Source organism: Candidatus Harpocratesius sp., assembly GCF_054039255.1.
In genome coordinates this window covers 189,325-207,453 of sequence record NZ_JBPLBG010000034.1, presented here as the reverse complement: position 1 = coordinate 207,453, position 18,129 = coordinate 189,325, and the positions used below count along the sequence as shown (strand labels likewise).

Below are 18,129 nucleotides of genomic sequence, written 5' to 3'. Positions count from 1 at the left end.
AAAAAACTAAGTAATAAGAAAAGACCAAAAAAATATGTAGATAAAACTAAAAAATTACTCTTTATACATGCAGATTGCAAGTGGAACTGAAGCACTTCGCCATTCTCCTGCTTTGCCTTGATAATTTAGATCAATTTTATATCTTCCATGATTACTTAAAACGACCATTAAACTTTTTGATCGAAGTTGAAGAAATGTACTTTTCAACCATTTATCTGTTCTTCTTATTAATTTTTGAGAAAGTTCTTCTAAATTTTTTGCTGAAGTTTTCTGCCCCTTTGCAGAGATATCTTCAAAATCCAAATAATGCAATATGGATAAATCATGTCGATTAACTACTTTTGCTGCTTCAATCCATGTTGCCATATCAGTAGATTTTGCAATTGAAGGGGTACCTCCATTGTATCTTTGAATATCTCGTTCTCTACCAACAAATACTGTTGATTTTCCTTGTTCTTGAAGATAACGAAGAAGATGAAATCCATTTGGTTCAAATTCAAATCCACCAAAAAACGTATTAAACAGTACTCCATGAAGATAAGGATTTGAAGTACTTAAAAGAACAAGTGCATTTGCTTGAGAAATTAAAAATGGTGGCTTGTGAATTGTAATTTCAAATAATCCAAATTGATCAATTAAGTTAATAATAATACGCTTAATTCCACGTGGAGCAAAGAGATCAATTAAAGGTTGAATTGGAGGTGTGAGAAAGCTAGGAACTTCAACATTTAATAGACTTAAAAAAGTTGCGGGTAAAGCAGTCATCATTCCTTCTAAGGTGGGCATCTCGTCTTGTTGTTGGCTCATATTCTCACACTGTCATTAAAATTGAATTAAGAAAATGTTGTTTTACTAATATTATTATAATATCCAATTCCATTTTTATTTCTTTACATCCAAATATAATTAAGAACTTGAAGCTGAAGAAAAAATGAATTCTAATATTCAAATATTAATTCAATCAAATCCGATTAAAAATCCAAAAATTGCAGAAAAATTACAAGAAATATATAATAATCCAGTAATTCTTCCTTATCCGAAAAAATTGAAAATTTTAAAATCGTTCACTAAGTTAGATAGAGATTTGATTTGGATTTTATCAAATATCGATTCTTCTCATGATCTACTTAAGCATATAAAAGACGAATTTAGTGAAGAATTTCGTATCAATATTATTTTTAGAAGTGATGATAATTCTTTGAAAAAGAATATGGATTCTCTCGAAAGTCATAAAGATATTGCATCTAAAGGGCCTGAAGCCTATGCTATTGAGATTCGTCCTCAGGAAATTTTATTCACCGCTTCAACCACTCATGGACTTTTCAATTCTTTTCAAACTTTTCGTCAACTGCTTTTGCATGCAATAAAAATTAATGATAAGATAAGTACAAATAGTGTAGAAAAGACTGAAAAAACCAAAAACTTAAATATTTTTGAATTAAAAGAAATAGAAGAAAGAATTGAATATTTCTCATCATTTTATTTATTATGTGGAGAAATCATCGATTGGCCTGATTTTTTAATAAGAGGTGTGTCCGATGATGTATCTCGCGGGCAAGTTCCTACAGTAGAAGAAATAAAACGAGAAATGAAATTGTTAAGTCAATTTAAAATTAATACGTACGCGATGTACATTGAAGATATAATTAGGACTCCTTCACATCCGCAAATTGGTCTCAACCGTGGTGCTTATCATTCAGATGAAATACATGAAATTGTGAAATATGCAAAATCTCGATATATAACTGTCTTTCCTATTATCGAAACCTTAGGACATATGGATAATATTTTAACTCTCCCTGAATATTCCAATTTGGGAGAATTTCCAGGATCTCACTGTCTTTCCATAGCCAATGGTAATATTTATCCATTTTTACGTGGGTACATCTCCGAAATTTGCTCATATTTTCCTAAAACATATTTACATATTGGATGTGATGAAACATATGATTTAGGCCATGGAAACTCAAAAGAATTAATTAAAGCAGTAGGAATCGAGCAAGCACTTTATGATCATATTCTCAAAGTCTATCACATTGCGAAAAATAATGGTATTGAAAATGTCCTACTTTATCACGATTTAGTTTTAAAATATCCTTCTATACTCAAAAATTTACCTTCTGATGTTATTATTGTATATTGGAATTATTCTCCAACAAAGAGATATAGAAAGATTTTTAGAAAATTGGCAAATTTAGATCATCAAATAATTATTAGTCCCTCAATTCTGAATTGGTATAGACCCTTTCCTCAGTATTTCGAAGCATTTAAGAATGCATTACATTTAAATCAAGATTGTAATATGTTTAACGGTAAATCTTTATCTCAAATATCTCTTAATTATACAGACATCTCAAGTGCTTCTTCACATCAGAATTATTCTTTCATCTTAGGACAACTTGTAAGCACATGGGGAGATTTTGGTCATCATTCCTTACGTCCAAACCACCTTTATGGTATAATTTTAGAAAATATTTTAAGTTGGAATCCAAGTAAACAAGAATTTAAGCAATTAGTGTCTGATCTTCTTATTCTATTATTTTCCCCTGTAAATAATGAATGTGAAAATCGATTGAAAGAAATATTTCTCCAAACTATAGAGTTAAGCACTGTATGCTCAGGAAAAAAAATCTTTCAAAACACTTATTTTTATGATCTTTTCTTTTCTCATCCTTTTTCTAATAGCTCAACCAAATTAAAATCTAAACAATTACTGGAGATACAGTCTTCTGCAGAAATTCTATATCATAGTCTTGATAGAATTAAAGATTCGATAACCACTAATAATTATCTTATCAGATTTTGGCTATTTAGTTTAAAAACTATGGGTTTATTTGCTGAGCATCTTATTCTGAAAAAGAAAATTAGGATTTTTTCAAAACTTAGAAACTTTAATGATAAAAAAAGTAAAAGCATGAAACTTTATGATGAAATCTCTCTTTTTCAAAATCAATTCTCAGAATTTTTTAGAAATTATGAACATTTATGGTTAGAATGTGCAAAATATCCTAATTTTGAACGTCACTTATCAAGATATAATCAATTATTTAATGCATATGATGAATGTCAAAATAATCTTCAAAAAATCCTAAAAAAGATGTATTTCCCTCGATTTCTTAAATCAAAATTTATTTGGTCTAATCGACATTCATGTGATTCCCAACCACGATTATTTAGAAAAACATTTACAGTAAATAATGAAATTACAAAAGCTTTTCTTCAAGTTATTGTTGGAAATCATGCAGAGATCTATTGTAATAATATTTTTATTGGAATAGCCGAGACTCGTTTTTCTCTTTCAATATTACCTATTAAAAAATCGATTAGAGTTTTTGATATTTCAGAATTTATTCGACTAGGGGAAAATTCTCTGGTCATTGAATGTCGTAATTTTCTACAATCAAGAGGTTATGCAAATTTTTTACTTCAATTAAAGATGAAATCTGGTGAGATCGTTGAATATATTTCAGATAAATCGTGGTCTGTCTCAATTATAGAATATGAAGAATTGATACAGAATCAAGAAAAGGGCAAGATTCACCAAATCAAATGGAAAAAAGTAAGAGAAATTGGAAAATCACCAAATTTTAGTGGCACATTGGTTCATCCTAATCTTGTAGAAGGTGAAAAATCTATTCAACGGGATTATTTCCGCTCTCAAGATAATGCATTTTATTTTGCAGGGATGTTTGTAAATCGATTTTGGGCTAACTTAATACGTCTTTGGGCTCTTTTTCATTAGAACCGTAAGCTAATTAAGTAATGTGGGTTATTGAATCATGGACTTGATCATATGGAACAAGCACTTATTATAAAATGCAGCTATGCAGGTATAAGTGGTGATTTATTTTTAAGTGCTCTGGCTGAAATTATCTCTTATGATAAAATGCAGCGATTTTTAGATAAAATTCCATCCTATATTAAAGAATATTCTTCTTTGAGCATTAAGATAGATCATAAAACCAGCAATGGAATTCGCGGCTCTCATCTTTTAATTAAACCCAGTTTAGAAAACTTAGAGCATCATATTCAATTTGATTCCAATTCTATAAAATTATCTACAAAATCTTCTTCTAAATCTATTCTTGACATTAATTCCCCAAAAGCAGATAATTATATTAATCAACATGTAATTCATCCTAAATTTATAACTCCTATTTGGATGAAAAATAAAATCAATGAAATTTGCAAAGGAGAAAAGCTGTCTTCTGAAGCACAAAGTTATATCTATTATTGCTTTAGGTTAATTCTGGAGGCTGAAGCTAAAATTCACAATTTTTCTCCCGATCAAGTCCATTTACATGAAATTGGTGCAATAGATACGATTATTGATTTAATAGGCGTTGGTTATGGGTTAGATCTCTTAGGTGTATTCACTTCTTTAAATTCGTTTAAAATTTTTGCTGATCCAATAGCAGTAGGAGGTGGTCAAGTAAAAATATCACATGGTATAGTGACTGTGCCTGCTCCTGCAACTTTGGAAATCCTTTCTAATGCAGATCTTATATTTAAATATGGTCCAGAATCTCGAGAACTTGCCACTCCAACTGGTGTTGCTTTATTAGCAGGCTTAAAGAAATTTAATCTTCTTTCCCAACAAATCCCATCTCAATTATTCACAGTAAAACATATCGGAATTGGAGTTGGAAATATAAAATTAGTTCATCAAGCCAATATTCTCCAAATATTGCAAGTAAATATGTATAAAACTGCAGTATCTCAAGAACCACTAAATGAAGTATGGCAATATGCTATTGGAACTTACAAGTTATCTTCCCAGCCTCGTCCAATTACAGTAATTGAAACAAATATAGATGATGTACGGGGGGAACTATTAGGGAATATATATTTTTCTCTCTTAAAAGCAGGCGCGTTGGATGTTAGTTTAGTTTCAACGATTACTAAAAAGAATCGACCAGGACATCAAATTCAAGTTCTTTGTTCACCAGAAAATCGTGACCATCTAATTGCAGAACTTCTGATTCAAACAGGAACTTTAGGTGTTCGCTTTTATAACACAAACCGTGTATGTCTTCCGCGGAAAATCGTTAAAGTCACATTAAAAATCTTCGAAAATGAACATGAAATACCCGTCAAGATCGCTTTAGATGATGAAAAGAAAATTGTTCACTATAAAATTGAATATGATGTATTGGAATCAATTGCGGCTCAATATAAAATTTCTATCATCCAATTGGAAGATCGAATAAGATCACAAGTGTCTTTAGAAAAATTATCTTCTCTGCTTTAAGAAATCGCCAATTTCTCGCTTAGGAATTACCCTCAAACATTTAGTTGATTAATTAATAAAATCCGTATAAAAAATTATTAATAACCAGAGTTCCTTATTATAAATTATAAGTTCGAGTACTGGTGAGTTAAATTCCAATTATATCTTTTAATATTTCAGATTCTCTAAAGGGATTCTTAAAGCGCATGGTAAATCAAAAAGAATATAAGAATAATTCTTATGTTATGCGGGATGCGCTTTTACGTTTGATGGCTGAGAAGGATCTAGATGATAGTGCAATAATTTCATCTACGCATGATTTTGAAGCCATGTTACCAGAATTGACTGCCAGTATTATGATAACCTATAGCAAACAAAATTCGAAATTAGAGAAGAAAATTACTCGTTTGGAAATAGATTATCATAAAAGCATTCTGAATAAAAATATATTTGTTCATCATGATACAATCTACGGGAACTATGTTCTAGAAGATAACATGACAGAAATCCAAAGTTTTATTACAGAACTTAATGCCCTTGAAGAGTTGCAATCTTTCCGTTATGTTATAAATGAACCTGAAGAATAAATCATGAATTTTCCCGCTTTTTCCTCTACTGCTCCTTCTTGCTCTCAACATTCCATTTTCAGTGGAATTTCGCGTTCTGAAATCATTTCGTTTTTTCAAAATTTAAGTCCTCGAAATAAAGATTCTACAACTAAATCTGCAAAAAAATCATTTTTTTATGTGAATTCATGCAAGGTATGTGTTAATGAGACAAATTCTCAGTGTTTTCCTGGATTTTTTATTCCTTGCACTGAAATTATCTTTGAAGGAGAAGAAAATGCAGTTCAATCATTAATGGCTCAATTTAGAAAAAAATTTTTACGAGGTGGAGGATAAATTCAATGGAACTTTTTCACTGCTTTTCCTTTTTTTAAATCTATTATCTTTATTATTTCATCACAATTTTTGCATGATACAATAGAAAAAGGCGTCACAATTGTGTAAATGTGGAGTAAGTCTACGTGACTTTAGTAAATCATATCCAAATTCCATGTCATCAATTTGGCTGAATCCTGGCAAACCAATACTTTCTTGAGGTTCAATAATTTCTACATTTTTTACTTCTTTTAATACTTCAGCCACTACCATTTCATTTTCTTGATAATGGAATGAACATGTTGAATATACTAAGGTTCCACCTTTAGAAAGTAGCTTTAATCCTGCTTTTAGTAGCTTCTTTTGCTGTTGTCGTAAACGATGTATTTTTGAATCATTTTTCATCCGTTTTATAGAAGGATCAAGTCTTATTATACCACTTCCTGTGCAAGGTGCATCAAGAAGAATTTTATTTGGTCGAAATTTACCTAAATGTTGAATATATAATTGAGTAGCATCAAATGGAAAAATTATTACATTTCTTACATCCATACGTCGAATATTAGAAATTAAGGAATTTATCCGTGATTTCTTAATATCGATTGCTATTATTTGACCTTGATTCTGCATGTATTGGGCGATTTGAGTCGTTTTACTTCCTGGTGCTGCACACATATCTAATATTTGATCACCAGGTTTGGGATATAACAGATGAACTGGAATCATTGAACCTAAACTCTGTAAATAATAAAAACCTTTTAAATACTCGTGGGTTGCTCCTAATGCATGGGGGGTATGGGTCGAATCTACATGAAAAGCATAATCTAACCATTCTACTGGGGCTAATTTAAATCCCTTCTCTTCCAGTCTTGTTTTTAATTCTTCAGGAGATATTTTTAAAGTATTAACCCGTATTGTTTCTGGAGCAGGCTGGGCAAAAGCCTTCAATGCTGCTATATGGTCATTGGGAAAGTTTTTCATTATTTGACGAATCATAAATGGAGAATATTCAAATCTTTCAGCCAATGTTAATATTTTGTTTGTATCGTCATCCATTTTTAATCAACTTCCCTTTCTTAAATATTTGCCCCCATCGCTTAAATTTAAAAGATTAAGTTTAAAATTAGGGGATCGACTATAAAGATCCCGAGTTTTGATTCCTAAGACTGGTTTTTCTGTACCTGCTTGTTTTACCATTAAAAGCGCTAATCCAATATATTCTTTGTTCTGATCTAATACAAAAGTAATTTTCTTTTTTACTAATTTATCAGTTTCAGAAATAACATCATCCATCTCAATATTTCTTCCATAAAAAAATGCTTTTTCGCCATCTTCATCCAGAATTACTGATTGAAGTTCATTTTTAATATCTGGAAGATCGCTTTGAATGTAATTCCATAAAAATCTTCCACCTTCATAAGATAAAAAGAACTGTCGTTCAAATCTTGTTCGAGTTTGTTGGCGTTTCATAAATCCTAATGGAATTCCTGCATAGATTAATGGAAAATTTTTATTTAACTGTTTGATAAGGGGACTTATTTCGCTAGGAATTAAAAATATCTCGTATCTTTCCCCTTCTGCTTGATAAAGTACAAATTGACCACTACGAGCCATATTGTCAAAGAGAGAAAGGGAAATGGTTTCAAAGTATTTTTTTACAATTTGCACATTTGTAGTGTTTAGAGTTGTAAATTTAATATCTTGACTTTTAGATTTTGATTTATTTGATTTTTGGAATTTTTTAGACTTTTGATTCCTTTGATAATTTTTCGTTGTTTTTACTTTTTGATTTCCTTTTTTATTTTGAGGTTTTTTAGATTGTGGTATTACTTCAGCAGGTATTAATGCCCTTACTTTACCCATTTTTGGATCTCTATAACCAAAAGAGCGAGAATGTGAATACATTTGTTTTCCTTGTTGGTTCGGTGAAATTTTTGGAAGTCCCTTTACTTTTCGAATTTTTGGGTGCTTTTCTCTCTCTTGATGTTGTAACTTTATTGAGTTTTCCGCTTTTTGGGCCGAATCATACTTTCTGTAGGATTCCTTCTTACGTATTCTCTTTACGTCCTTTTTTTGAGTCCTTTCATGATAAGAAGTATGCTTTTCTTTTGCTGACCCTTTCACGGACTTTCCTTTTCCCATTTATATCACTTAAGAAAAGGTGAGTTTTCCAATTAACTTTTCGATTAAGCTAAATACTGAATAATTCTCTATAATTTTGTGATTAAATTATGAAGTGATAATATTTTAAAAATGCCTTGTTCTACAAGAAATTATTTCTTCATATGTAAAAAAATTTTTTCATTCTTCAAAACCATTAAATATTCAAGCATTATAGAGAATCTAATGGAAGATTTAGAAAATTGCCATAGTATTATAATTTTTAAATAGTTGCTTAGTCCTTCCATTACCATACTTAGATTTCAGATATATGAAATTCAATTGAACGAAAAGGTGCTTATTAAAATGAAAAAAATGCGTATTGAAAAAGAAGAAATTATAGATCTTGCGGACTTTGGATGGAATATTGATTATTTAAACCCTTCCGACTTATTGTGGAAAATCGATGATGAAGATGTTCAACAATTTATTAAAGCCATGTATTTTTTATTAAAACAACAAAACGATGATAATATAGGAGAACTTAACAATGAAATTGATGAAGAAGATTTGGAACATGAAGATTCTTTACCATTTGATTATGAGATTCTCTTTCGTCATGATACAGAAGTTGATCTAGAAAGTTGCAGAGATCAAGATAGCCTAAGAGAGATAATTGCTTCTAATTATAATGTTGCAAGTAAAGTGTTCCGTTATTTTGATCAAAAAATCATTACATCTAAAGTATTTAATGCTCTTTTGAAGATCTTTAATACTAATCCTGCTACATTTGATTTTTGTGAATGGACAATGAAGAGATCTTATTTCTCAAATTTTTCTGTGCTTACTTATCAAGATCAATTATTAACTAAATTTAGTGGTTCTGATGACTGGGAATATTCAATAATAACAATAATTGTTAAATCTTTCCCTTTTGATGAAACTGAAAATGAAGAAAAAGATGATAAATAGGATATTAATTCTATTAAAAGAATAAAGAAAATTAAATAAATGGGATAGATATGATTTTTGAATTTCATTAGAAACTTATTCGCACAAAATTAAGAATAAAAAATAGTGGATTCAGTGCGAATAAGTTCTGATGTAAAATTGTTCCTTAATTTTTTATTTTTTTTTAATATTGCTTAATTATAATATCAATCTTCATCAAGAGGATATATTGCCAATCCAGATAACAACTTTGGTTCAAACCAAGTACTTTTAGGGGGCATTACTCCACCTGCGCCACCGATTTTTTCAATGTCATGAATATCTACCGCAAACAAATTAAAGAATACGTCATTTCCTTGTTTTTCAATAAATTCTGTTTTCATTAATTCAGGATTTCGATAATATTTCACTTCACCTACGAAAAAGATATTCTTGTCGTTACGGATATCTTTTATTCCTAAAATTGGATCTAATACTCGATCTTGCAAAATTGCAACATCTAATGCATCTCGTAGATCAGTAAAGTTTTGATCTTTAACTGTTGCTTTCAGCCATTGCCCTTGAACACAAATTGCCATTATATGTTTTTTATCAGGATTAAAAGCTTTTTCTACTAATTCAATTGTGAATACTTCCCTCAATTTCTCGATAAATTCATCTTTTGACATTGGTAGCTTTCGGATAACCCGATTATATGGTAAAATCCAAATTTGATCATCAGAAGAAACATATGTCATCAAATATTGCCATGAATGTTCACTGTTTGGATCTGCACCTTCTGCCAGTTTCATTTTTCGATATTCTGCTGCACTGGCTGCCCTATGGTGACCATCAGCAATAAATATTTTCCGATCTGCAAATAACTCTTTCAGGTTTGTAATGATCTTTTCATCTGTAATTTGCCATAATAACTGGCGATAACCTTTCATATGAAAATCGAATTTTGGTGTTGTTTTTTTCATTTGTTCAATTAGTTTTTTTATCTCTGTGTCTGCTTGAAAAACATTCCACACTAATCCAGTAGCAGCATTTATAGTGGCAATATGTTTAGTTCGATCTTTCAATGGTTTTTCACGAGTGCGTTCATGTTTTACAATATTTCCATTTTCATAGTCTTGAAGCGCAACACCCATTATGAGACCTTCTTGACTAAATTCAGATGATTCTTGTCTATACACAAAAATACTTGGGTGTGTGGCTTTTTTGATCAATTTTTTTTCTTTGAAATTCTTGTAGGCTTTTTTTGCATTTTGATATATTTCTTCGCCTTCACCCTCTGGAAGAATAAGATGTATAAGTGAATTAGGATTTTGTTTTAATCGATATTCTTCTTCTTTCCCAATGACATCATATGGGTTTGTGCAAAATTCTTCTGGGTTTATGGGTAAATATGGGGAAATTGGGGTAATTTTGACCATAATACTTGTAATGAAATGCCTTTCAAAAAGATTTCAATTTTCAAAAGACAATGAAACAAAGAAAATATAATTCAAATCTTGTAAGAGAAGGAATATTATGTAAAAAAAAGTAATATTTTAATAGCCCCTGCCAGATTCGAACTGACGTCGCAAGGGTCAGAGCCTCGCATGCTTGGCCGCTACACTAAGGGGCTGGATATATATCAATTATTTAGAATTTGTCATGAAAATTAAAATTTTCGAATTTGCGCGAAATTTCAACGAAAAAAATTTGAACCAAGACCCCTTAATTCAGATAGATATGTTAGAAGTTGAAATGAAAATCAGAGTACGAGATGAAAAAGCCCTAAGACAGAAATTGAAGAAATTAGGTGCAATACAAGTGGCTCATTTACATCATATTGATAAATATTTTGATACTCAACCTCCGAGAGAAAGTTTTGCTATGACAGATGAAGCTTTACGTCTTCGTATTTCAGAAGAAACAATACTTTCAGAAAATCCTTCAAACAAAATTAACGTTGATCTAACATATAAAGGCCCTAAAGAACCAGGTATAATAAAAACTCGTCGTGAAATTATTTGTATAGTGCAAAACGAAAAATCAATGGAAGAGATATTAACCGCAGTAGGTTTTTTAATGAAATGTCAAGTTGAAAAGCATCGTGATGTATTTTCCCTTCAATATCAAGATAAGCATATCGAAATATTGATCGATCACATTGAAAAATTACCTGGTGTCTTTATGGAAGCAGAAATAATGGTATCTGATGAAAAAGATGAGAATGATTTATCTATTAATCTGGAACAAAATCGAAAAGAAAATAATAAAAAAAAACAAGAAGCTTCGAATTTACTAGTAAAACTTTTAAAAGAACTAGGATTTTCTGAGCTTGATTCAATACGCCAATCTTATTTAGAGTTGGTCCTTGAAAATTTGGGTTAATATCTTCATAAATTTAAGTGAATGATTTAAATTTGTTGTCCACATGGTAGAATAGAGAAATATCTTAATGTGAATAAATTCTAATTTAAAAGAATTAATGCTTTCTTTTACATAATTCCAAAAATATTTCAATTGTTGCAATTGTTCTTGTTCAAAATGGAGAATTGTAAATAAAAATTTGACAATATAAGCAATATAAGCTTCTTCCATTTACATTGCTTGCTTTTTTAGGTCTATCTCTGTATTTTAAAAATATTATTTTGGTAAATATTTAATTATTGAAAATATTAAGAAAAATATGAATATTTTTGGAGAAAAGAAAAAAAGAATAAGATATATCCCCAGACAAAGTGCATATATTATTTTTTTTAATAAAAATAATGAAATTGGGGTTATTCAAACGCATAAGGGTCTTTTCCTACCTGGTGGTGGAAAAAATAATAATGAATCTGATGAAGAATGTCTAAAACGTGAGTTAAATGAAGAATTAGGTTGGGATATTGAAATTGGGAATTTTATTGGACAAGGAATTCAATTTATTAATTCAAATGAAAAATCTTACAAATCAGAATGCAGATTCTATTTAGGTAAAAAATTTTCAAAAACATCAGACCCTATTGAAAAAGATCATACGTTAAAATGGTTCCCTATAGAGCATCTCGTACAAAATCTTTATGTTGATATACAAAAATGGGCAATAAAAGAAGCAGTCAAATTTATCAACATTAAAATTTAATATTTTAGAATCTTAATTCTTCTAATAAATTTTCTTTAAATTGGCGAATTCGATTAATAAGAGGTGTGGCAATTTTTTTTGAAGCATCTAAATATAATTTTTCTTTTAAAATCAACAATTTTTCATCGCAATGAGAAATAATTGATTGAATGTTTCCTCCATGAAGGGTTTGATATGCACAAACTCTGTAGATTCCTACCGATCCAAGTGCATCTAGTTTATCTGCATCAGAAAGGATCTGTGCTTCCAATGTTTGAGCGCGCTTACCTAATGAAAAGGAATGGCTAATGATAATGTGATTTATTGCATTTATAATGGGTTCAGGAATTGAATGTGAAGTTAAAAATTGCGTAGATAAATCCGCAGATAAAAGTGCGTGATTTTTATTACTTAATTTCTCCTGTTTTCGACCAATATCGTGGAGATACACTGCTAACTCTAAAAGATCTAATTGCACGTCTTCTTTTTTATCAAGATTTGCAATAATTTTTCTGCAGTTTGACCATACTCTTTGAATATGCCCCCATCCATGTAAATCATTGGAAAAATCATAGTAATTTTTAACAAAATTGAAAATTTTGCTTTTTAGGTCAGATGAAATTTTTTTTTTTTTGAAGAAATTCATATATTTGGGAGAATTGTGCATCGTGTACTTATCAATTTTGCGAAAAAATTAAAGGTGTGTGTCTATAAGGTAATATAAGAGAAAAATGGGCTCTGTGGAAAATTTTTATAAATGGTTGGCTCGCTCGAATATTCGCATTGGAACAAGTAATGTACAACAAACCATCATGGCTTTGAAAATCTTCAATCGCCAATTAGAAGGGCAGTTTAAACGAATGGAAATTCAAGGAAAACAAGCATATACTAAAGCTCAAAAACGTTATGCGGATGGAGATAAACATGCTGCTTTTAAATTGATGAGAAGCGCTCTATTGTATCGAAAGTGGGCAAGTAAGTTAGATGAATTTAGAACTAATCTAGATGATGTGCAGTTTCAATTATCTACTGCCCAGGATATGAATAATTTTGATGAAGTTGGATATGATATGCTTAAAAATTTATGTGAATTACGATTAACCTTAGGAAATCCTCAGATTCAAAAAATGTTAAATGAATTGGATGTCGGATATGGCCCATTTGCTTCATTATATCAAGTTTTTATTAAGAAGGAAGAATTGGCTGAAAAATTACATCCAATTGAAGTAAGGGAACGTGAAATTCGCCAAGAATTTGGAGAAATAAAAAGAAAGGGAAGTAACAATACAGAACCAGATTTAGCATTTGATCAACTTCCAGATGCACCTGGCTTATCTAGTAATGATTCTGATGAAGGAAATAAGAATCCTGATGATGAATTATTCGATCTAGAAAAAGAATTGGCTCGATTACGTAAAAAACGTAATAGTTAAGGTGGTAGAATTAGTGTTTAGAAAGTACTTTATTGGTGTTGATATTGGTGGGACAAATGTTCGAGTAGTTTTTGCTACTGATTCTGAATTCTTACTTAAAATTATCCACCCAACCCAAAAAAAAGGTTCTGAAACCACACTAATCAATCAGATCATTGAAATGATCGAATTAGGAATGAGTACACTTAAAATTCAAAAAGAAGAAGTCTTTGGAATCGGAACGAGTTCTGCAGGACCATTTGTTGATAGTGGAACACGAATTTGGACACCAAATATTTCTGGAGATGGAAATGATTGGAAAGATATTCCCTATCTTGTTCCTTTACAAGAATATTTTGGACTTCAATGTAAATATGGATTGGCAAATGATTGCGTAAGTTCAGTAAAAGCAGAACATCTTTTTGGAGCGGGTCAAGGATTTTCTAATTTAGTTTATGTCACTATAAGTACGGGTATAGGTGGAGGGATTATTGTAAATGGTCATCTCTTAGAAGGAAAATCCAAAAATGCTGGTCATGTTGGACATCTGATTGTTAAAAAAGATGGTCCACTTTGCGGTTGTGGCCAGCATGGATGCATTGAAAGTATTGCTTCTGGGAAATCGATTTTGCGACGAGCGAAAGAACAAGGAATAATCGTTAAGGATGGAACAGAGTTGACCACCAAAAAAGTATTTGATCTTTACCGTGAAGGAAATACGAAAGCAAAAACCTTGATCCATGAAACTATTGAATACTTGGGAATAATGTTCAGTGATATTATTAGCTTGACTGATCCTGAAATAATAATTGTTGGGGGAACTGTGTTTATGAAAAATAAGGATATTCTATTACCGAAGATTATTGCTTATATTTCTGAACATTCATTTCAACAAATTGCGGAAGGAGTTAAATTTGTTCCTTCAGAACTTAAAGATTTTGTAGGAGATTTGGCAGGTTTATCCCTTATTTTTCCTCCATCAGTTATCCAGCGGTGGCAGAATTTAAAACCTTGGAAGCACAAAATTAGAATACTTAAAAATTAGCAGATTTTTTCTTACAAATTATCCTTATTTTCCTCAATTATATCCATTTTTGCATAATACGAATCAATTTCTGGTAAAACTGTGAGGCTTTGCCCAATAGCTGTAATCATTTTTAATAAGTACATCAGTTCTTCATAAGAAAGTGATCGTTGAATTGAATTCCATTTACGTATTGGGGAATATGTGCGACTTTTAAGAAATTGAGCAATTTGAGGGATTCCACCAATGGAGTACTCCCACATTTCAAGTGTTATTGGTCGAATCCAAGGAATAGAAGAATTTTTGTTGTTTGAATTAAATATTTCTTTTGAGTTGAAACCTTTAACATTCTTTTTCGCGTTCTTAGATTCTTTTGATTTTTTTAAGTTCTTTGAATTCTTTTCAGGATTTCCATCAAAATAAAGTGTTTGTGTGCTTTTATCAAAGTAAAAATCTTTCACTAACCATTTTTTTGGTTCAATATCAGCAGTTTCTAGTTTAGGATTTACTGATATTTTTAAGAGATGAAGATTTGCCAATTTTTTGCCTAAACGACTAATATTTTCAAATATTTTTACTTTACGAGGTATAGGGATGCGTGGAAAACCTTTACGAAGAAGTTCATCATATCTGGTTCGATATATTGGACAATGCAAGATGGCATAAATATAATAAAAAAGATCATCTCCTTTAACTGAATATGGCAATTTAGGAACAATTATATTTGATTTCCCCTTATATCGTAATAGAAAGGCATACGCAGTATCGGTTACACTCATATAACATTTTTCAATAAGCTTATCAGCGATGAAAGCAGTACAAAATTTTGATTTCCGAGAAGATTTACTTACTGTAATTGCAGGATTTTTAGGAGATATTTGATCAATATAACCCATTCGATGTCCTTCAACAATGGATCTATCATAAACAATAAATCGATAATCCCAACCTCTGTATAACATGGGACGAATGGATTTTACCGCTCTTTGAAAATTTGTTGCTTGAAATACACGGTCACGTTGCCATGATTTAGTATTATTATATCGGATTTTCCATTTATCTAATTGTGAATATTCTTTATTGAAAAAAGCATGCATATTTTGATGAAGATTATCTTTATCACAATCGATGACCAATCGATCTTTTCCTGCCATTATGCCGCTTATTGGTCGCGCTTTAAAAATTTCATCAATTGGAATAAAATTTTGATAATGCTCTAACATACTAGTATCAATATCAATAAAATATGATTTTGGTGTTTGTGGTAGTAGTTTAAATTGTCGTTCATTAAAACCCTTCCCTAATATTTGAAATTTTTCTTCTTTAGTCGGATGTGGAACATCCATATAATGAATGGCGGCATTTTTTGGTGTTTGATTATCAATTCTAACCATAAACGCAATGCAAACTCCTACCTTTATATCAAATGGATTTCCTGTTTCTTTTTTCCGATAATCCCCATGTAAATTCACTATGTAAATATGATCGAAGGTATTCTGTAATGATTGTCGCATAACAGAAAACATTTGACCATCTAAATAACGGCTATTTGTAATAAATGCAACAATTCCCCGTCCTACCTTTTCTATTTTCCATTGTGCAAATCGTATGAATTTAACGTAATCATCAGAAAGGATTTTCTTATTTCGCTCATGCAATCCCTCTTTGTAATCCATTATTTTCTCATTTATCCATTTACAATCGTTTTGACTGCTTAAATTATAAGGAGGATTGCCCATAATTACGAAAATCTCTTTATCATCGCGAATTCTTAGAGCTTCTTTAATTTCTTTACCAATTTCTGCATTGTGGAAGATCCATTCATCTAACGCTTTATTTTTTGGAGGACTCATAAGAGTATTCATTAAGTAGGATTTAAGGGGATAATTTTCCGCATTTAATGTTAACCCCAAATTTTCTAAAGATAGATATGTTCGAATATGTCCTAATACATAGGGTGCCATTAAAATTTCAAAAGCATAGACATTTTCAAAAAATTCATTTGTTACCCAATGATGAAATTCTTGCTGAGCAAGACTTGGTTGGTTTGGAAATTTTTCTGATATTTTTTCTTTAGCAACATGGAGCAACCCTGAAGCAAAAGCCATAGTTCCAGCTGCTGGATCTAAAATTCGTAAACGATCAATGGGAATTTGGAATTTTTTATTATTTTTATTTAATTTTGATTGAATTAATTTTGTGCTGGAAATTGAAGAAAAATGTTTAGTAGGAATGATTTTATGTTTTGTTGATGAAAGAATCCCCATAGGTTTATTCATCCAGCGTTTTAACAGAAAATCAATGCCTTCAATGATAAAGTGAACAATTTCATAAGGTGTGTAAACTACACCTCTTTCCTTTGCTGTTTTTGGATCATATAAACTAAGAAAATCGCTGTAGAATGTAGTGATCAAGGTTTCAGAATTATTAATAATGGGAGTAAACTTGGTTTTTTGTAATTGCAATTCCATTTCTTGCAGCAGAGACATAAATTCTTTAGGCGTCTTATTTTTCAGATTTAAAAACAAGTCCCTTAAGAAACTTCCAAATGGTAGGTAATCGCCCACTATTTGAAGATTAAAAGAAGAATTTTGCTTGTTGTGTTGGTTCTGCGAATATTTGATCCACGCGGAAAATGCACCATAAACAATGGTTTGAGCAAAAAGATCTGCAAACATCTTTGTTTCTGGCTCATGTTCTTCTTTAAATATTGATTTGGCAAAATCTTCTTTGATTTGTAACAGATAATCTGCTGCACTTTTCTCTGATGGTGTTAGTTTCTTTAATGTTTTTCGAGCATTGATAAGCGAAATTGTTTTTTCTTTGATATTTTTCGCAATGTTTGCCAAAGGATAAATTAACTTCTTTGCATTTGAGATACTCTGAAGGTGTTCCGCACAAGTGATGTTTAATAATTCTTGAAGATGCTGTGGGGCATTTTTAGCAGGAATAAGGTCATGTGATGTTTTTTCTTCAAGAAGACGGCAGGAAAATTGAAATTTAACATTGTTTCTTTCCAATTTGTTCGAATTTATTGATTTGCCTTTCGGAGGTTTAACTAACCAGAGATTAAGAAAGTCGGTTAAAAGAACTTGGGTTCCTTCGTTTTGATATCTTTGTATTTGATTGCATAGCCGTGATCCAGGTTTATATGCGATAATTTCTTCTATGGGTGTATAAGGTTTTTTAGCTTCAATATGAAATAATACAATTCCATTGAAGGTAACTGTCATATCTGGTTTATTTTGAGATCCTGGAATGTGATAACCTGATTGAATTAAGTATCCTTTTGATGGTGGGAAAATTGTCACTAAAAATTGCTTGAAGTCATCATAATAAGTTATTTCAGAAGCTGTTCCGCTTTTTAAATTACGGGCCGTTTTTTGTGCATATTGTTGGAGTGATTTCGGAGAAACAACAATTATTTCAGAAATTTCCATTGAAGAGCTCAA

15 protein-coding genes and 1 tRNA gene are annotated in these 18,129 nt (G+C 30.7%); 9 read left to right on the top strand and 7 right to left on the bottom strand.

Translation table 11 applies throughout. From position 1 onward, the window contains the following. Positions 1-54 precede the first annotated feature (54 nt). On the bottom strand, positions 55-807 hold the full coding sequence (locus tag ACXLDF_RS08460; protein ID WP_457558073.1) for a hypothetical protein: 753 nt from the start codon (positions 805-807) through the stop codon (positions 55-57). A 124-nt stretch (positions 808-931) separates the two neighbouring features. Between ACXLDF_RS08460 and ACXLDF_RS08455 the strand changes: the two genes are divergently transcribed. The 4 genes from ACXLDF_RS08455 (at position 932) to ACXLDF_RS08440 (ending at position 6,132) form a co-directional block, all read left to right on the top strand. Next, positions 932-3,742, top strand: a complete 2,811-nt coding sequence (locus tag ACXLDF_RS08455; protein ID WP_457558072.1) for a family 20 glycosylhydrolase — start codon at positions 932-934, stop codon at positions 3,740-3,742. A 30-nt stretch (positions 3,743-3,772) separates the two neighbouring features. Then, entirely contained in the window at positions 3,773-5,251 is a 1,479-nt protein-coding gene (larC, locus tag ACXLDF_RS08450; RefSeq protein ID WP_457558071.1) for a nickel pincer cofactor biosynthesis protein LarC, read from the top strand. 185 nt (positions 5,252-5,436) lie between these two features. Next, complete coding sequence (locus tag ACXLDF_RS08445) at positions 5,437-5,817, top strand: hypothetical protein (RefSeq protein WP_457558070.1); 381 nt, start codon at positions 5,437-5,439, stop codon at positions 5,815-5,817. A 3-nt stretch (positions 5,818-5,820) separates the two neighbouring features. Further along, entirely contained in the window at positions 5,821-6,132 is a 312-nt protein-coding gene (locus ACXLDF_RS08440) for a MoaD-like domain-containing protein (protein ID WP_457558069.1), read from the top strand. 60 nt (positions 6,133-6,192) lie between these two features. Here ACXLDF_RS08440 and ACXLDF_RS08435 read toward each other — a convergent pair whose 3' ends face one another. After that, on the bottom strand, positions 6,193-7,167 hold the full coding sequence (locus ACXLDF_RS08435) for an RsmB/NOP family class I SAM-dependent RNA methyltransferase (RefSeq protein ID WP_457558068.1): 975 nt from the start codon (positions 7,165-7,167) through the stop codon (positions 6,193-6,195). Between the two features lie 6 nt (positions 7,168-7,173). After that, positions 7,174-8,253, bottom strand: a complete 1,080-nt coding sequence (locus tag ACXLDF_RS08430; protein ID WP_457558067.1) for a hypothetical protein — start codon at positions 8,251-8,253, stop codon at positions 7,174-7,176. A gap of 324 nt (positions 8,254-8,577) precedes the next feature. On the opposite strand from ACXLDF_RS08430, the gene ACXLDF_RS08425 reads away from it, so the two are divergent. Beyond that, positions 8,578-9,183, top strand: coding sequence for a hypothetical protein (locus ACXLDF_RS08425; protein WP_457558066.1), 606 nt, complete (start codon positions 8,578-8,580; stop codon positions 9,181-9,183). 185 nt (positions 9,184-9,368) lie between these two features. On the opposite strand, the gene ACXLDF_RS08420 is transcribed toward ACXLDF_RS08425, so the two are convergent. Together ACXLDF_RS08420 and ACXLDF_RS08415 are read right to left on the bottom strand one after the other, a co-directional pair. Beyond that, entirely contained in the window at positions 9,369-10,580 is a 1,212-nt protein-coding gene (locus tag ACXLDF_RS08420; protein ID WP_457558065.1) for a DUF1015 domain-containing protein, read from the bottom strand. Positions 10,581-10,701: 121 nt separating this feature from the next. Continuing rightward, positions 10,702-10,774 (bottom strand) — tRNA-Gln (locus ACXLDF_RS08415). A 107-nt stretch (positions 10,775-10,881) separates the two neighbouring features. Between ACXLDF_RS08415 and cyaB the strand changes: the two genes are divergently transcribed. Both cyaB and ACXLDF_RS08405 read left to right on the top strand, forming a co-directional pair. Then, positions 10,882-11,526, top strand: coding sequence for a class IV adenylate cyclase (gene cyaB / locus ACXLDF_RS08410; RefSeq protein ID WP_457558064.1), 645 nt, complete (start codon positions 10,882-10,884; stop codon positions 11,524-11,526). A gap of 298 nt (positions 11,527-11,824) precedes the next feature. After that, positions 11,825-12,262, top strand: coding sequence for an NUDIX domain-containing protein (locus ACXLDF_RS08405; protein ID WP_457558063.1), 438 nt, complete (start codon positions 11,825-11,827; stop codon positions 12,260-12,262). 4 nt (positions 12,263-12,266) lie between these two features. Here the strand turns inward: ACXLDF_RS08405 and ACXLDF_RS08400 are convergent, their stop codons facing one another. Beyond that, positions 12,267-12,887: an HD domain-containing protein gene (locus ACXLDF_RS08400; RefSeq protein ID WP_457558062.1), complete on the bottom strand. Its 621-nt coding sequence runs from the start codon at positions 12,885-12,887 to the stop codon at positions 12,267-12,269. A gap of 85 nt (positions 12,888-12,972) precedes the next feature. Here ACXLDF_RS08400 and ACXLDF_RS08395 point away from each other — a divergent pair, with 85 nt between their 5' ends. After that, positions 12,973-13,674, top strand: a complete 702-nt coding sequence (locus ACXLDF_RS08395; protein ID WP_457558061.1) for a hypothetical protein — start codon at positions 12,973-12,975, stop codon at positions 13,672-13,674. A gap of 13 nt (positions 13,675-13,687) precedes the next feature. Continuing rightward, on the top strand, positions 13,688-14,698 hold the full coding sequence (locus tag ACXLDF_RS08390; protein WP_457558060.1) for an ROK family protein: 1,011 nt from the start codon (positions 13,688-13,690) through the stop codon (positions 14,696-14,698). Positions 14,699-14,709: 11 nt separating this feature from the next. On the opposite strand, the gene ACXLDF_RS08385 is transcribed toward ACXLDF_RS08390, so the two are convergent. Next, complete coding sequence (locus tag ACXLDF_RS08385) at positions 14,710-18,117, bottom strand: type ISP restriction/modification enzyme (RefSeq protein ID WP_457558059.1); 3,408 nt, start codon at positions 18,115-18,117, stop codon at positions 14,710-14,712. Positions 18,118-18,129: the final 12 nt, after the last annotated feature.